This window comes from Streptomyces griseosporeus (genome assembly GCF_014656055.1).
GTDB classification, from domain to species: Bacteria; Actinomycetota; Actinomycetes; order Streptomycetales; family Streptomycetaceae; genus Streptomyces; species Streptomyces griseosporeus.
Genome location: NZ_BNBR01000001.1, coordinates 314103 through 329468, shown reverse-complemented (window position 1 = coordinate 329468; position 15366 = coordinate 314103). Strand labels below are relative to the sequence as shown.

Below are 15366 nucleotides of genomic sequence, written 5' to 3'. Positions count from 1 at the left end.
GACCCGGAAGGCCGGACGCCGCCGTCCCGCCCCCGCGTCCACGACATCACTCCCTGAAGGCGTGACTGACATCGTCGATCGTCGCGCCCACGACCGTGCCCCTGCCCGCTCCCGCGAGCGGCGAGCCGGTACCCCGCAAGCCCCGCAGCCACCTGCCCGGCCGGACGCCCAGCAGGTGTGGAGCTGGTCGATGAGCGCGGTGCTGTCGGGATACGGCCCCGCCGCCTCGGACTTCCTGTGAGCGTGCCCTCGTGGCAGCGTGACACTGAAGTCGCCGATGTCCTGCTGGAGACCTGGAGGGACACATGACCACCGCACGCGACCTCGCCCTCGTCGCCCTCGGCAGGCCGGCCGACCGGCCCGTGGAGCAGGGGAACCTGTCCCTCGCGCTGGCGGGTGCCGAGGTGATCGACCTGCTGGAGATCGAGGCGCTGACCCTGAACGGCGACCGGGTGGTGCCCGGCCTGCCTGTCGCAACGGGCGACCGGCTCCTGGACGAGGCGGTCGCCACTCTCGCCGGGCACGGATCGCACGAGACGGTCGAGGACTGGCTATGGCGCCGCGGCCGGGATCTCGCCGCCGCGTACGTCGACGACCTGCAGCGGTCCGGGCTCTTCACCCGCCCCCGGCGGCATGGCCTCCAGCCGTGGAGGGGACGGAGCGTCCTCGCCGACTCCCCGGAACGTACCCGAGCCGAGGAACGCAGCGCGTCGGGCGAACCCGTCCTCACCGCCCTGATCGACGCCGCGGTAGTGGGGGACGCCCCGGACGAGACCCCTGAGACGCCCACCGGCGACGCGGTCACGACGGTCCTGGCCGCCGTCGGCGACGCCGTGACGCGCCTGGAGGCACTGCGGCTGCGCAGGGACGTGGAGAGCGCGGCCTTCGACAACGTGTGGCGCGGCTAGCCGAACGGGCGCCTTGCGGCGGGCTTCTGCTTCACGACGACGGGCTCGTCCTGCACCTGCTCGGGCGGGCGGGACGAGTCAGTCCACTCTTCACGCCGACGCCGGCACGGTCTTCTTCCTGGCGCGGTAGGCGGCGGCCTTGATCTTGTTGCCGCAGGACTCCATACCGCACCACTGGCGCCGCATGCCCCGGGAGCGGTCGATGTAGACCCGCGTGCACTCCGGGTTGCCGCACTCCTTCAGCAGCGGGACGTCCGGGCCGCTGAGCAGTTCGACGGCCTGTCGCGCGACGGTCGCCAGGGCCTGCGCCGGGGTGCCTTCGTTGTGCCGGCCGGTCAGGGTGAGCTGCGGCGTCACGGGCGTCTTGCGCGCCGCGCCGTTGACCACGGCGAGTGCCTCGCGGTCGAACTCCTCACCCAGGCGGCGGTTGGTGACGAGGCGGTAGAGGGCCTCGCGTACCGCGACCGCCTCCCGGACGTCGGATTCCTCGGCGGGGGTGATCGTGTCCACGACTCCGGACTCCACGTACCAGGCGTTGAGCCGGTCCGGCGTCACGAACATCTCGAACCGGGTCGAGCGCCGGGCACGCAGGGTCGCCGCGAAGTCGAGGACCGGGTGTCCGCATACGAATACGTGGTCAAGGTTCACGTAACCATCTTGACAGGTGACGGGTGGGGAGTGCAAGAAGCCGCCATGGACCCGTCACCGCTCTGAAGGGTGCCGCGCCGAGGACGGCACCCCGAGGCCCCCCGGCTCAGGCCCCCGACCGGACCGTGCCCGCATTCTCCCGTCGTCCGTTCCCCGCGTCCAGCCGGACTCCCTGCTCCAGACGGAGCTCCCGGCCCTGCCACCGCCGCCGCAGCCAGCGGTCGTGGCTGGCCACGGCGATGGCGCCGGGACCGGTGCCCAGGGCCTCCTCCAGTTCGTCGCACAGCCGCGGGGAGAGGTGGTTGGTCGGCTCGTCGAGCAGCAGCAGCTGGGGCGGGCGGGCCACCAGCAGCGCCAGCGCCAGCCGCCGCCGCTGCCCGACGGACAGCCGCCCGACGGGTTTGTCCAGGTCCGCCTCGTGCAGCAGTCCGAGCGAGGCCAGCGGCACCTGCTCGGCCCGTGCCGGGCCCAGCGACAGCTCGTAGGTGTCGCGAACCGTGCGTTCGGGCCGGTCGAACACGGTGTCCTGGGTGAGCAGCCCCACCGTCAGCCGGCGCCGCCTGCGCACCTCGCCCTCGGCCGCCAGCCGCCCGGCGAGTACGGCGAGCAGCGTCGACTTGCCCGCTCCGTTGCCGCCGGTGACCAGCAGCCGGTCGGTCGCCGAGATCTCCAGCGCGTCCAGCGCCAGCCGGCCGGGCACCCGAACGTTCCGCAGGGCCACCAGCGGCTCCGCGCCCTCCTCGGCCCGTGCGGCCAGCTCCCCGGCCGTGAAGCGCAGCGGGCGCGGCGGCTCGGGCACCCTGGAGCGCTCCAGCTCCTCCAGCCGCCGGGCGGCGTTGCGCACCCGGCGCGAGATCTGGTTCTGCACCCGGCCCGCCCGGTGGCCGTAGCCCATCTTCTCGTTGTCGGTGCGACCCCGGTCGGGGGCGACCCGGTGCGCGGTCACGCCCACCGCCTGCCGCAGCTCCGCCAGCTCCTGCTGCTCCTCGGCGTACCGCCGCTCCCAGCGCTCCCGCTCGGCACGCTTTTCGCCCAGGTAGGCCGTGTAGTTGCCGCCGAAGCGGACCGGGCCGTCCACCGCCGGGTCGAGGTCGACGAGGTCGGTGCAGACGGCGTCCAGGAAGGCCCGGTCGTGGCTGGCGACCACGACCGTTCCGGGCAGGGCGCGGACCTGCTCCTCGAGGAAGGCTGCGGCGCCGTCGTCGAGGTGGTTGGTCGGCTCGTCGAGCAGCAGCGCGGAGGGGCGTCGTACGAGCAGCGCTGCCAGGGCCAGCCGGCCGCGCTGCCCGCCGGACAGCGAGCCCAGCGTGCGGTCGTGGCCGACCGTGCCGAGACCCAGGCCGTCCAGCACCAGGGCCGCGCGCCGGTCGGCGTCCCAGGACTCCCGGTCCTGGGCCTGCTCCAGCCGCCTGCCATAGGCGTCGAGGAGTTCCCGGTGGCGGGGGTCGTCCTGCGGGACACGGGCGAGTTCCTCACCGAGCCGTTCCAGTTCGGCGAGGTCCTCGCGGGCCTCGCGCAGCGCCTCGTCCAGCACCGCGCCGACGGTGGCGTCGGCGTCGTAGGGCATCTCCTGGTGGAGGAAGCCCAGGTCGGCGGGGCGTGAGACGCTGCCCGCGTCGGGTTCGTCGACGCCGGCGAGCACTCGCAGCAGGGTGGACTTGCCGACGCCGTTCTCGCCGATCAGGCCGATGCGGCGGGCGGGGGCGGCGGTGAGGGAGATGCCGTCGAGGACGCGACGGCCGTCCAGGGTGCGGACGAGGTCGTGGGCGAGCAGAGCGGGCTGGGGCATGGGGAACCGTCCAACGTGTTCGGTGGTCGGCCCGCCGGGCGCGGAGCCTCGGACGCGGGCCACGTCACACGCCGGGGGTCACACCTCGGGGGCTCCTGTCTCCTGCAGCACCCCGTCGGCCAGCCGCAGCCAGCGGTTGACGCCGATCTCGGCGAGGAACCGCTCGTCATGGCTGACCACCAGGAAAGCGCCCTGGTAGGAGTTGAGCGCGCTCTCCAACTGGCCCGCGCTGACCAGGTCGAGGTTGTTGGTCGGTTCGTCGAGCAGGAGCAGGTGGGGGGCCGGCTCGGCGCACAGCACGCAGGCCAGGGTGGCGCGCAGCCGTTCGCCGCCGGAGAGGACGCCGACGGGCAGGTGGGCGCGGGCGCCCCGGAAGAGGAAGCGGGCGAGCAGGTTCATCCGCTCCGCCTCGGGCCGCTCGGGGGCGGACGCGGCGAAGTTCTCCGCCACGGTGCGGTCCACGTCGAGGAGGTCCAGGCGCTGGGAGAGGTAGGCGATGCGGCCGTCGTTGCGCCTGATCTCCCCGCTGTCGGGGGTGAGGTCTCCGGTGATCAGCCTCAGCAGGGTGGTCTTGCCGGCGCCGTTGGGCCCGGTGAGCGCGATGCGCTCGGGGCCGCGGACGGTCAGGTCGATGCCGCCGTCGGCGAAGACGGCACGGCCGTCGTGGTGGACCTGCATGCCCTCGCCGAGGAAGAGGTTGCGGCCTGCGGGCACGTGGGTGTCGGGCAGCTCCAGGGTGAGGCGCTGTTCGTCGCGCACCGCGCGTCCGGCCTCGTCGAGGCGGGCCTTGGCCTCGCTGACGCGGGAGGCGTGCATCTGGCCGGACCTGCCGGCCGCCTCCTGGGCGCCGCGCTTCATCGTGCCGGCGAAGATCTTGGGCAGGCCGGCGTTCTTGAGATTCCTGGAGGCGTTGCTCATGCGGCGCTCGGCGCGTTCGCGGGCCTGCTGCATCTCCCGCTTCTCGCGCTTGAGTTCCTGCTCGGCGTTGCGGACGTTCTTCTCGGCGACCTCCCGCTCGGCGCGGACGGCCTCCTCGTACTCGGAGAAGTTGCCGCCGTAGAAGCGCAGTTCACCGCTGCCGAGTTCGGCGATGCGGTCCATGCGGTCGAGCAGGGCGCGGTCGTGGCTGACCAGCAGCAGGCAGCCGGTGAAGTCCGAGAGTGCGTCGTAGAGCTTGTGGCGGGCCTCGGCGTCGAGGTTGTTGGTCGGTTCGTCGAGCAGGAGGACGTCGGGGCGCTTGAGCAGCTGGGCGGCGAGGCCGAGGGTGACGACCTGGCCGCCGCTGAGGGTGCTCAGGCTGCGGTCCAGGGCGAGGCCGGCGAGGCCGAGGCGGTCGAGCTGGGCGCGGGTGCGCTCCTCGATGTCCCAGTCGTCGCCGATGGTGGTGAAGTGCTCCTCGCTGACGTCGCCGGACTCGACGGCGTCCAGTGCGCGGATCACCTCGGCGACGCCGAGCACCTCGCCGACGGTGAGATCGCCGGTCAGCGGGAGGCTCTGGGGGAGGTAGCCCAGAGTGCCGCTGACGGTCACCGAGCCGGTGGCGGGCTTGAGTTCACCGGCGATCAGCTTGAGCAGGGTGCTCTTGCCGGAGCCGTTGGGGGCGACCAGGCCGGTGCGGCCGGTGGCCACGGTGAAGGACAGGTCGCGGAAGACGGGGGTGTCGTCGGGCCAGGCGAAGGAGAGGCTGGAGCAGACGACGGCGGCGTCGGACATGGAGATGACCTCGAAGGCACGGAGGGCAGAACACAGACCTCTGCCCTGGGCAGACATGGGGAAAAGGGGTACGCGAGACGGGCCACGTCGGCGGCAGCGCTCCTTGTGCGCCGGCCGGTGGCCGTCAGATCCGGATCTCACCCGGAGATGTCGTCTTCACCCACCACGTCTGCGACTCCTCGATCACATGAACCAGGTCGATCACAGCGTAACAGGCGCCGTGCCACCAGGTGGTTCCAGGCGATGTCGGTCCCCAGCCGCGCGCTCCCTCCGGGAATTCCATCGACACCTCCTTTCGTCACCTGTCTAACCGGTGATAGCGTCTCGCTCAGACTTCCCACCTCCTGCTCTTGTGCCGTGCACATGTGTGCGCCGCCATCGCCGCACGCACACCTCTTCTCTCGAATGGGAAACCCATGAGACGACTTCTCACTGTCCTCGCGGCCGGCGTGCCGCTGGCCGCGGCTGTGTACCTGCCGACCGCGTACGCCGAACCCCGGACCTCCGCGTCCACCCCGGTCGGCTGCGTGGCGACGCCGGTGAAGGTCCCGGCCGGCACCCGCGTCGAGTCCGTGACCGCGGTCCGCCAGGAAGGCGGCACCGTCCACGGCAGCGGCATCCTGGGCGGCACCGTCACCGGCGTACCCGCCTACTGCGAGGTGACCGTCACCGTCACCCACCCCGGCGACGGAGACCACGCCAGGATCCGGACCTGGCTGCCCGTCACCGGCTGGAACGGTCGCCTCCAGGCGCTCGGCGGTGCCGCCTTCTCGGCCGGGGACAACGGCACCGGCCTCGCCGCCGCGGTGAAGAACGGTTACGCGGCGACCACCACCGACGCCGGGGTCGGCGACGTCCTCGACGTCGGCTGGGCCCTGAACGAGCAGGGGCAGGTCAACACCGCCCTGCTGGAGAACTTCGCGTCCCGTTCCCAGCACGAGGCGGCGGTCGTCGGCAAGCAGGTCGTCGACGCGGTCTACGGCAAGGCAGCCGCGTACTCCTACTTCACCGGTTGCTCCACCGGCGGACGCCAGGGCTACATGGAGGCCCAGCGCTACCCGGACGACTACGACGGCATCCTCGCCGACGCGCCCGCCGTCAACTGGGACCGCTACGTGCTGGCCACCCTGTGGCCGCAGGTCGTCATGCACAACGAGAAGACCTATGTGTCCGGCTGCGTGCTGGACGCCTTCACCACTGCCGCCGTCAAGGCCTGCGACACGCTGGACGGCGCCCGGGACGGCCTCGTCAACGACGCTTCCCGCTGCGACTTCGACCCGCGCCGGCTGATCGGCACGAAGGTGCTGTGCGAGGGCAAGGAGCTGACCGTCACCGCCGCGGACGCGGCCGTCGTCCACAAGATCTGGGACGGCCCGCGCACCGCCTCCGGCAGGAAGCTGTGGGCGGGCGTCCCGGTCGGGGCCGACCTGAAGGGCCTCGCGGGCACCGCGGCCGACGCCGACGGCAACCTCAAGGGAGCGCCGTTTCCGGTGCCCGCCCACTGGACGGCGAGCTGGGTGAAGAAGGACCCGTCCTTCGACGTCTCGACCCTCACCTACGGCGAGTTCACCGAACTGTTCCGGCAGGCCGTGGCCGAGTACGGCGACATCATGGACACCGACGATCCCGACCTGTCGGCCTTCCGTGAGTCCGGCGGCAAGCTCCTGACCTGGCAGGGCCAGGCGGACCAGTACATCCCGCCGCAGGGCACCGTGGACTACCGCCGGCGTGTCGTGCGGGAGACGGGCAGTGCCCGGAAGGTCGACGACTTCTACCGGCCCTTCCTCGCCCCGAACACCGACCACTGCGGCCTCGACGGACAGGACGGCAAGACCGACGGCCTGGCCGCGCTGACCGCCTGGGTCGAGCACGGCAAGGCGCCGAGGACCCTGCCCGCCACGCTCGTCAACGCCGAAGGCCGGCAACTCCAACGCGACCTGTGTGCCTACCCCGAGGTGTCCCGCTACCGGGGCCACGGCGACCCGTCCCTGGCCTCCAGCTTCCGCTGCGTCCTTCCGTTCCGGCGCTGACTCATTCGCCCGGTACCGCCGGCCCACCCAGCAGCCCCCGCAGGAAGCCGTCCCAGTCCAGGCCGTCCATCTCCGTCTCGGCGGGGGCGACCTGGTAGGTGGCTTCCAGCCACTCCGCCAGCTCCGTGGTGGGCAGCTCGAACAGCGCCTCCACTTCCTGCGATTCGAGGAGCAGCCAGGACGAGGGCCGCTCGCCGGGCAGGGTCGGCCACATCCGTACGTCGCACGAGCCGCTCATCGCCGTCAGCCCGCGCTGCAGGAGCTCGCGGCCGATCCGCCAGACCGCGGTGGGGCCGCGTTCCGCCAGGAACTCCACGTTGATCACCGCGGGCAGGTCCGGGTCGAACCGGAACTCCGCCTGAACGGCCTGACGCGTGAACTCGTCGAGCATCTGGTCGACTTCGAGGAGGAGCGGCGGCACGTGGTGGGGTGCCGAGCGCGCCCGGAGCGGTGAGTGATCAGGGTGCATGACAGGGGTTCCCCTCGGTGGTCCGGAATCTGCGCAACCCACTGTCCGCCGTGGGTCGGTGGGGCACATCGGTCACTTGACGGTCGAGCGGTGCGGCCCCGGGGTCGGCAGTCGGCGAAGCCGCGCGGGGCGCGGACGGGGGCTGACGTAAGTCAACGCCGCGCGCCGGTCAGGCCGCGGTGGTGCCCAGGTTGGCGGTGAAGAAGCCGGTGAGCTTCTCGACGGCGAGGTCGATGTACTGCTTCTTGTCGTACAGGTCGACGTGGCTGGCGCCCGGGATCCGGTACAGCTCCTTGGGACCGGTCGCCCGCTGGTGCGCCTCGACCGCCATCCAGGCGGTGACGGCGCGCTCGCCGATGATCTGGAGCATCGGGCGGGGGCCGATCAACGGCACCGCGAAGAAGGCGTCGTAGAAGGCGAGTTTGTCGATGCTCTCCCAGGCGAGGACCTTGGCGGACCTGTCATGCGCGCCCCGCGAGGTGCAGTAGTACTCGAAGCCCTCGGCGCCGTGCTCACCACCGAGCGCGCGCGCCTCCTCCGCCGTCTCCGGGAACATCGTCATCACGCCGGGATCCTCGCCGCGGGCGGCGGCGGTACGGGCCCGGGCGGCGGCGTCCAGCAGGGCCTGGAAGACGGCGGGGTCCTGGCCGCCCTCGGCGCCGAGGCGGAACTGCCGGGAAGGGTCGGCGGTGCACACCGTGGCCACCGCCCTGACCCGGTGGTCGCCGCCGGTGGCGGCCAGCGAGTAGCCGCCGGAAGCGCAGATGCCGAGCAGGCCGATGCGCTCCGCGTCGACCTCCTGACGGGTGGTCAGGAAGGACACAGCAGCCTTGAAGTCCTCCACGCGCTGCGCGGGGTCCTCCAGCCCGCGCGGCAGGCCACCGGACTCGCCCTGGTGGGCGGCGTCGAAGGCCAGGGTGACGAAGCCGCGTTCGGCCATCAGCCGCGCGTACGTGCCGGACGTCTGCTCCTTCACGCCCGTACCGGGGTGGCCGACGACCAGCGCCGGGCGCGGGCCCGACGCCGGGGTGTCGGGGACGTAGAGGTGGGCGGCGATGTCGATGCCGGCGCTGTCGAAGGTGACGGTGGTCCTGGCCATGGGGCGCACTCCTCCGAAGGGTTGACGGGTGTCGTGACCGTGCCGGGCGGCGGGCCCCTCGGGACCGCTGTCTGCCGGGCACGCATCCACCGTCCGTCATCCGCCGCGCGGGCGGGAGAGACAGGTTTCTGCCGGGGAAAGAACCTTCCCCCCTTCAGGAGGCGCGGCATGACGCCCACCATGACCCGGCCTCACCACTCGACAAGAGGCCAGCCCTACGGCGGCGGACGGGCCTGCGTCCCCGGCCTGGGCGCCCATCAGGCGGCCGAGCGGGGCGGTCGACGGCTTCTCCGAGGTCCTCGCTCAGGAGTCGCCCTCGTCGCGTGTCAGGAGTCGCCCTCGTCCGTGTCAGGACGCGCCGAGGCCGTGCAGCAGCGTGTCGACGACGATGTCCGCCGCCTGGCCCGGGGTGAGTTCGGGGCGCTGGCGGGACACCAGGTGCATGAGGTCCGGAAGGAGCGCACTCGCCCACCCTTCCGGGAGGCCGCGCCGCAGAAGCCCCTCGTCGGTGGCCCGTTCGAGGAAGGCGTCGACCTCGCGGACGGCCGCATCGCGGCGTGCGCGCACGCTCTCGTCGGCCAGCATGCGGGCGAGGTCCACGGGCCAGGTGCGGTTGACGGCGATGATGTTCTCGACGTAGCGGTGCAGGGCGACGGCCACGGGTGCCTCCCTCAGCCGGGCGTCCTCGATGGCCTTCTCGATGCTGAGTGCCAGATGGCTACGGCGGCCCGCCGTTGTCCCCGCTGAGAGCGGGCTGCCGCGTGGTCCAGGAGGTGAGGATGCGCAGGGCGTCGTGGGAGGGGCTGCCCGGCTCGGCGGTCAGGACCATGAGGCGCTGTCCCGAGCCGTCCGGACTGGCCCAGGTGTCGCAGTCGAGGGTGAGGTCGCCGACGAGGGGGTGACGGTACTGCTTGGTGCCGTAGGCGGCCGTGACGACGCGGTGCTCCGCCCACCACGTGCCGAAGCCGGGGGCCCGGGTGATCAGCTCCCCGACGAGGCCGGCCAGGCGCGGATCGTCCGGGTCGGCCGCGGCTTCCATGCGCAGGGCGGCGACGGCGTCGCGGGCGTCGTGTTCCCAGTCCCGGTGCATGCCGCGGAGGGCTGGATCGGTGAACAGCAGGTGCACATAGTTGCGGCGGTCGGGCGGGACGGCTGAGAAGTCCGTGTAGAGGGCGACCGCGGCCTGGTTCCAGGCCAGGATGTCCAGGTGCCTGCCGAGCACCAGGGCCGGGGTGTGGGTGAGCTGGCCGAGCAGACGGCGCATGGCGGGGCGCAGACGCTGGGCGGGCCGGCGGCGGCGTGGGCGGTCGTCGCTCCGGCCGGCGAGCTCGTACAGGTAACTCTGCTGGTCCTCGTCGAGACGCAGGGCTCGGGCGAGGGTGGCCAGGACGGGGGCGGACGCGCGGACGCGGCCCTGTTCGAGACGGGTGTAGTAGTCCACGCTGATCGCGGCGAGCCGGGCGACCTCCTCACGGCGCAGCCCGGCGACCCTGCGGCCGGAGCCCGCCTCGGGCAGGCCGCACTCCTCAGGCCTCAGCTGCGCCCGGCGTGCTTTGAGGAAGGCGCCGAGGTGCGCGTGGGAGGTCATGTCGTTCACCCTCATATGGCTCAGTGCCGCGTGGAACTGCGTCCGGTACCGCGCTCGGTGGCGGTACCGGACGGCGGGATCTGTCGGGCTGTACGGCGGGACCTGTCCGGCTGGTACGGCAGGTCAGCGCGCGGTGGCGCGGGCGGCCCGCTCGATGACGTCCGCGACGAGGTGGGGGTGGGAGACGGCGACGGAGTGCGAGGCGGCCACCTCGGTGGTGTGGGCGTGGGCGCGCTGGGCCATGAAACGCTGGACGGCCGCCGGGATGTTGAGGTCCTCGGTGGTGACGATGTCCCAGCTGGGCTTCGTCTTCCAGGCGGCGACGGTGGCCTTCTCCTCCAGGGCGGCCTGGGCGATGGGTCGCTGCTCGGCGGCCATGAGGGCGGCCTGCCCCGCGGGCACGTCGGCGGCGAACTGGTGGCGGAACTTGTCCTGCTGGATGTACAGGTCGGTGGCGGTGCTGCCGTCGGCCTGCCGGTAGGTGACCGGGTCCAGGGCGTCGGGGAGCGTGGAGCCCGGGAACTTGCCGGTGAGCTCCAGCGCGGTCTCCCCGGGGGCCGGGAGGAAGGCGGCGACGTAGACCAGCGCCTTGACGTCGGGGTCACCGGCGGCGGCCTCGCTGATGACGCTGCCGCCGTAGGAGTGGCCGACGAGGATCTTCGGGCCCTTGATGTGGTCGAGGACCGTGCGCAGGGCGGCGGCGTCGGCGGCCGGGCCTCGCAACGGGTTGGCCGCGGCGACGACGGGGTAGCCGTCGGCGCGGAGGTCGGCGATGACGCCGTTCCAGCTGGAGCCGTCGGCGAAGGCGCCGTGTTCCAGGACGACGGTCGGCTTGACGTGCGGTTCGCCGGGGGCGGCCGCCGCGTCGGTCGCCCCGTCAGCGGTGCCGCTCAGGGCGAACGCGCCGAGCGCGAGTCCCGCCGTGAGCGTGGAGACCGCACCCGTCACCACTCGCTTGCGCCCACCCTTGATGCTCACCACGACAGACCCCTCTCGGTTTTTCGAATGTGAGGACCGGTTTCGCCGGAAGCGTCACCTCCCTGACTGGTGACGAATGTGTCAGAAATGATCGTCACCTGTCAAGGCGGTGACGAGGTAATGAAGTGCCGCGCGGTCCCTCAGAGGTGGTCGGCGTCGACGACCGCCTGGGCGAAGACGGTGGGCGCCTCCTGCGGCAGGTTGTGGCCGATGTCCGCGATGGTGCGGTGCTCGTAGGGGCCGGTGAAGTGGCTGCGGTAGGAGGAGCCGTCACCGGGCGGCGTGAAGGGGTCCAGGGCCGGGTCCAGGGTGATGGTGGGGACGCCGATCGAGGGCTGGGCAGAGAGCTGCTGCTCGTAACGGTCGTAGCGGGGTTCGCCGTCGATGAGGCCGATGCGCCAGCGGTAGTTGAACAGGACGATGGCGGCGTAGTCCGGGTTGAGGAAGGCCTGGGCGGTGCGCTGGTACGTGGCGTCGTCGAAGTCCCAGTTGGGGGAGACGAGGGTCCACACGTAGCGGCACAGGGCGAGACGCTCGTCGGGGTCCTCCATCGCCTTCTTGCCGCGCTCGGTGGCGAAGTACCACTGGTACCACCAGTTGTGCTCGACGGCGGGAGCGGCGGGCGCCAGCTGCGCCTTGCGGTTCGTGATGACGTAACCGCTGGTGGAGACCAGCGCCTTGACGCGGTCGGGCCACAGGGCGGCGATGATGTCGCCGGTGCGCGAACCCCAGTCGAAGCCGGCCAGAACCGCCTTGTCGATCTTGAGCGCGTCCATCAGGGCGATGATGTCGAGGGCGATCGCGGACTGCTCGGCGGTGCGGGGCGTACGGCTGGACAGGAAGCGCGTGGTGCCGTGGCCGCGCAGGTACGGGACGATCACGCGGTAGCCCAGGTCGGCGAGGAGCGGGGCGACGTCGACGTAGCTGTGGATGTCGTAGGGCCAGCCGTGCAGGCAGATGACGGCCGGGCCGTGGTGTGGACCGAGCTCGGCGTAACCGACGTCCAGGACGCCCGCCTTGACGCGCTTCAGCGTGGGGAAGGCGGTGTGGGTGCCGGGCGTGACGGCGGGGACGGTCGGAGCCGCCCCGCCTGACGGCTGCGCGGCGGTGTTTGCGGACGCGGCGGACGCCTGGCCCTGCAGGCCGGTCAGTGCCACGGCGGCCGCGCCGGTGCCCATGCCCACGGCCTTGCTGAAGGTACGCCTGTTGATCATCTGAACTCCTCCGTTGTGCGTGTCGTGTGACCCTTGCACGCAGTGCGTCACCTGTCAAACAGGTGACGCGTCACCGCGTGTCCGGGCCGGGCTGCCTCCACTCACTCTCGTCGGTGGCGAATCCAGGCACATCAGTCACATGACGGTGCGATCGGCTGACGGCGTCGTACGGGTGACGCGCCGCGGGTGGCGGCCCGTTGTCCGGGCGCGACCCGCAGTTGCTCGACATCGTCTCGCCGCACGACCGGTCGGTGATCGCGCGCGCCGCCCAGGCGCAACCGCACGACATCGACCGTGCGGTCGCCGCCGCCCGGGAGTCCTTCGACGAGGGCATGTGGCGGCTGACGCCGCCGGCCGAGCGGATTGCTGTGCTGCGCCGGTTCAACGCCCTGCGCGAGGAGAACGCGGAGAGAATCGCGGAGCTCATCTCCCTGGAGAACGGCTCGGCGGGCTGGTTCGCGCGTGCCGGGCGGCCCGGCCTGACCCGCCAGGCAAACGCCTACCTGAAGGTGGCGGAGGAGTTCGGGTGGGAAGAGACCCTGGCTCCCTCCGATCCGGCCTCCCCGGTCCGCGGCGTGGTGCGCCGAGAGCCGGTCAACGTCGTGGCCGCGGTCATCCCGTGGAACTCGCCCTTCTCATCGGCCACCTCCAAGATCATCCCGGCCCTGGTGACCGGGAACTCCGTGATCCTGAAGGTGTCGCCGGAGAACTCGCCGAGCATGGGCTTCCTGGCCGAACTGCTGGAGGAAGGTGCCCGCCTGGTCACCGGCGGCCCGCAGATCCCCGAGGGCCTGGAGAAGGGCAACTACGTGACGCCCACCGTCTTCGCCGACGTCGACAACTCCAGGCGGATCGCGCAGGAGGACACCTTCGGCCCGGTTCTGGTGGTCATCGCCTACGACGACGAGGACGACGCGATGCGCATCGCCAACGACTCCGAGTACGGCCTTTCCGGCGGTGTCTGGTCCGCCGACGAGGAGCGCGCCCCTGGCCGTGGCCCGTCGCGTCCGTACCGGCACCGTCACCGTCAACGGTGCCTCCGTCGCCTTCTACGGGCCGTTCGGCGGCTTCAAGGCCAGCGGAATCGGCCGGCGAGTACGGCGCGGTCGGTATCGGCACCTACACCGAGTACAAGACCATCACGGTTTGACCTCCCGAGCGATGAACCCCATGGACGATTTGCCGTCACCGGCTTGACAGGTGACGCATGTGCGGCGCACGCTGAGGCAGTCCCCCCGACAGGGGTAACGCCATCCACGACCGGAGGAGTGGACCATGGCCATGAACACGGAAGACACCGGCGACGCCGCCGCCGCGGCGGCCCGGCACGCGCGCTTCGGCAGGCTCCCCGAGCGCATCCGCTTCGAGGAAATGACCGAGGGGGCGGAGGCCGGGCCGAGCGGCGGGGCACATGCCGCCTACGACCCCGAGGGCGCCTGGAAGTACTACTCGTGTCTGGCCCTCGACCTGGGCCTCTAGCCCGGCAACGGCACGCACCCCGCCGCAGGCGGCGGCATGCCGGCGTTCAGCCGGTTACGCGCTGCCGGCACACCCCGTAGGGCGGACCTATCCCGCACCGCGGACACCCGCGTCTCTCGCCCCGCGCCGATGCCCTCAGTTCAACACAACCGGAATCGACTCATACCGATACAACTGCAGCCCAGGCGTCCGGACCGGCGTGTCCGCCAGGCGCAGGCTGGGATGCCTGCCGTACAGGCGGCGCAGGACCTCTTCCATTTCGAGGCGGGCCAGCGCCGCGCCCAGGCAGTAGTGGACGCCGAGGCCCATGTTCAGGGGGCGGGCGTCCGTGCGGTGCAGGTCGAGGCGGTCCGGGTCGGGGAAGCGGGCGGGATCGCGGTTGGCGCCGCCCAGGAAGACGATCGTGGCGGTGCCTGCGGGGATCGTGACACCGCCGACCTCCACGTCCTCCAGCGCCATCCGCCGGGTGGCCTGCACCGAACCGTCGAAGCGGCCCAGTTCGTCGATCACCGGCCCCAGCTTGTCCGGTGCGGTGGAAAGGACCGTTCGCAGCGCGGCCATCTGGTCCGGGTGTGAGGCGAGCGTGACCACCGTGTTGCCGATCAGTCCGGCGGTCGTCTCGAATCCCGACCCGAAGACGAAGGCGAGCAGGTCGACCAGTTCCTGTGCACCGAGCCGGTCACCGTCCGCGTCGCGTACCGCGATCAGTGCCGACAACAGGTCGTCGTCCGGCGACTTCCGGCGTTCGGCGACCAGAGCGGTGAAGTAGTCGAGTACGTGGGTGTACGCGGCGTCGGCCTCGGCCAGCACCTCAGGCGGCACCGACATCTCGAAGACCACGCCGGCCTTGCGGATCCACGTGTCGAAGGGGCCCAGGTCCTCCGGCGGCACGCCCACCAGTCGGGCGATGGTCCCCATCGTCACGGGCAGGGCCAACTGGGAGGGGATGTCCGGGGCTTCGCCGCTGGCGGCCCGCTCGGCCATGGCGTCCAGGGCCTGTTCGGTCAGCTGGGCGGTGTAGGGCCTGACCTGCTCGATCTGCCGTACGTTGAACGCCCGCGCGACCAGCCTGCGCAGCCGTGTGTGGTCGGGGGAGTTCGCCCCGGCCAGCGAGGAGAAGACGCTGACCAGCAGCGGACTGTCACGCCAGCCAGGTTGGTTCTTGTCGAACCACTCCGCGCCCACCGTGCCGAACTTCTCACCGGACAGCACCGCGCACGCCGCGTCGTACCCGGTCACGAACGCGCCGCCGAGCGCCTCGCTCACGTGCACGGGTGCCAGGGCGCGCAGCCGGGCGTAGCTCGGGAACGGGTCGCGCTGCCCCTCCGGAGAGAACAGCCGGAAAAGCTCGGCGTCGGCGGGGTGGAGCACGCCTGCCTCGGACGGGTTCGTGGTCATCGGGTGTCCTTCGGGTGTCGGTCGTGCTGCGGCGCGGACAGCGGTTCAGGCCC

The 15366-nt window shown here is 71.9% G+C and carries 13 protein-coding genes and 2 pseudogenes; 5 read left to right on the top strand and 10 right to left on the bottom strand.

Annotation, left to right across the window (positions count from 1 at the left end; genetic code table 11):
• The first annotated feature begins 61 nt into the window (after positions 1–61).
• Entirely contained in the window at positions 62–241 is a 180-nt protein-coding gene (locus IE308_RS01380) for a hypothetical protein (RefSeq protein WP_190216225.1), read from the top strand.
• A gap of 64 nt (positions 242–305) precedes the next feature.
• On the top strand, positions 306–908 hold the full coding sequence (locus IE308_RS01375) for a GPP34 family phosphoprotein (protein ID WP_190216224.1): 603 nt from the start codon (positions 306–308) through the stop codon (positions 906–908).
• Between the two features lie 90 nt (positions 909–998).
• On the opposite strand, the gene IE308_RS01370 is transcribed toward IE308_RS01375, so the two are convergent.
• The 3 genes from IE308_RS01370 to abc-f all read right to left on the bottom strand — a co-directional run bounded on the left by IE308_RS01370 (position 999) and on the right by abc-f (position 5058).
• Positions 999–1556 (bottom strand): CGNR zinc finger domain-containing protein, encoded by a 558-nt coding sequence (locus IE308_RS01370; protein ID WP_190216223.1) that lies wholly within the window; start codon positions 1554–1556, stop codon positions 999–1001.
• A gap of 106 nt (positions 1557–1662) precedes the next feature.
• Positions 1663–3345, bottom strand: a complete 1683-nt coding sequence (locus tag IE308_RS01365; protein ID WP_190216222.1) for an ABC-F family ATP-binding cassette domain-containing protein — start codon at positions 3343–3345, stop codon at positions 1663–1665.
• A gap of 78 nt (positions 3346–3423) precedes the next feature.
• Positions 3424–5058, bottom strand: a complete 1635-nt coding sequence (abc-f, locus tag IE308_RS01360) for a ribosomal protection-like ABC-F family protein (RefSeq protein WP_190216221.1) — start codon at positions 5056–5058, stop codon at positions 3424–3426.
• A 416-nt stretch (positions 5059–5474) separates the two neighbouring features.
• On the opposite strand from abc-f, the gene IE308_RS01355 reads away from it, so the two are divergent.
• On the top strand, positions 5475–7088 hold the full coding sequence (locus tag IE308_RS01355; protein WP_190216220.1) for a DUF6351 family protein: 1614 nt from the start codon (positions 5475–5477) through the stop codon (positions 7086–7088).
• A 1-nt stretch (position 7089) separates the two neighbouring features.
• Here IE308_RS01355 and IE308_RS01350 read toward each other — a convergent pair whose 3' ends face one another.
• The 6 genes and pseudogenes from IE308_RS01350 to IE308_RS01325 form a co-directional block, all read right to left on the bottom strand.
• Positions 7090–7557 carry an SsgA family sporulation/cell division regulator gene (locus tag IE308_RS01350; RefSeq protein ID WP_190216219.1) on the bottom strand — a complete coding sequence of 156 codons (468 nt, stop codon included), beginning with the start codon at positions 7555–7557 and terminating at the stop codon, positions 7090–7092.
• Positions 7558–7726: 169 nt separating this feature from the next.
• Positions 7727–8656 (bottom strand): alpha/beta hydrolase, encoded by a 930-nt coding sequence (locus IE308_RS01345; protein WP_190216218.1) that lies wholly within the window; start codon positions 8654–8656, stop codon positions 7727–7729.
• Positions 8657–9004: 348 nt separating this feature from the next.
• Positions 9005–9361 (bottom strand): annotated as a pseudogene (locus IE308_RS01340) (TetR family transcriptional regulator); the annotation flags it as partial.
• A gap of 13 nt (positions 9362–9374) precedes the next feature.
• The gene (locus tag IE308_RS01335; protein WP_190216217.1) at positions 9375–10244 is read right to left on the bottom strand and encodes a helix-turn-helix domain-containing protein; all 870 of its coding nucleotides are present in this window, start codon (positions 10242–10244) and stop codon (positions 9375–9377) included.
• A 123-nt stretch (positions 10245–10367) separates the two neighbouring features.
• On the bottom strand, positions 10368–11225 hold the full coding sequence (locus IE308_RS01330) for an alpha/beta fold hydrolase (RefSeq protein WP_190216216.1): 858 nt from the start codon (positions 11223–11225) through the stop codon (positions 10368–10370).
• A gap of 137 nt (positions 11226–11362) precedes the next feature.
• The gene (locus tag IE308_RS01325; RefSeq protein WP_190216215.1) at positions 11363–12436 is read right to left on the bottom strand and encodes an alpha/beta fold hydrolase; all 1074 of its coding nucleotides are present in this window, start codon (positions 12434–12436) and stop codon (positions 11363–11365) included.
• 197 nt (positions 12437–12633) lie between these two features.
• Between IE308_RS01325 and IE308_RS01320 the strand changes: the two are divergent.
• A pseudogene (locus tag IE308_RS01320) lies at positions 12634–13586 on the top strand (aldehyde dehydrogenase family protein).
• Between the two features lie 131 nt (positions 13587–13717).
• Positions 13718–13915, top strand: coding sequence for a hypothetical protein (locus tag IE308_RS01315; RefSeq protein ID WP_110637451.1), 198 nt, complete (start codon positions 13718–13720; stop codon positions 13913–13915).
• A 135-nt stretch (positions 13916–14050) separates the two neighbouring features.
• Here IE308_RS01315 and IE308_RS01310 read toward each other — a convergent pair whose 3' ends face one another.
• Positions 14051–15313, bottom strand: a complete 1263-nt coding sequence (locus IE308_RS01310; protein WP_190216214.1) for a cytochrome P450 — start codon at positions 15311–15313, stop codon at positions 14051–14053.
• Positions 15314–15366: the final 53 nt, after the last annotated feature.

What these genes read in the sequence shown, in the direction of transcription:
- IE308_RS01310 (WP_190216214.1), bottom strand. Translation starts at nt 15,313, where the DNA reads ATGACCACGAACCCGTCCGAGGCAGGCGTGCTCCACCCCGCCGACGCC.
- IE308_RS01355 (WP_190216220.1), top strand. Translation starts at nt 5,475, where the DNA reads ATGAGACGACTTCTCACTGTCCTCGCGGCCGGCGTGCCGCTGGCCGCG.
- IE308_RS01335 (WP_190216217.1), bottom strand. Translation starts at nt 10,244, where the DNA reads ATGACCTCCCACGCGCACCTCGGCGCCTTCCTCAAAGCACGCCGGGCG.
- IE308_RS01315 (WP_110637451.1), top strand. Translation starts at nt 13,718, where the DNA reads ATGAACACGGAAGACACCGGCGACGCCGCCGCCGCGGCGGCCCGGCAC.
- abc-f (WP_190216221.1), bottom strand. Translation starts at nt 5,058, where the DNA reads ATGTCCGACGCCGCCGTCGTCTGCTCCAGCCTCTCCTTCGCCTGGCCC.
- IE308_RS01365 (WP_190216222.1), bottom strand. Translation starts at nt 3,345, where the DNA reads ATGCCCCAGCCCGCTCTGCTCGCCCACGACCTCGTCCGCACCCTGGAC.
- IE308_RS01375 (WP_190216224.1), top strand. Translation starts at nt 306, where the DNA reads ATGACCACCGCACGCGACCTCGCCCTCGTCGCCCTCGGCAGGCCGGCC.
- IE308_RS01345 (WP_190216218.1), bottom strand. Translation starts at nt 8,656, where the DNA reads ATGGCCAGGACCACCGTCACCTTCGACAGCGCCGGCATCGACATCGCC.
- IE308_RS01325 (WP_190216215.1), bottom strand. Translation starts at nt 12,436, where the DNA reads ATGATCAACAGGCGTACCTTCAGCAAGGCCGTGGGCATGGGCACCGGC.
- IE308_RS01350 (WP_190216219.1), bottom strand. Translation starts at nt 7,557, where the DNA reads ATGCACCCTGATCACTCACCGCTCCGGGCGCGCTCGGCACCCCACCAC.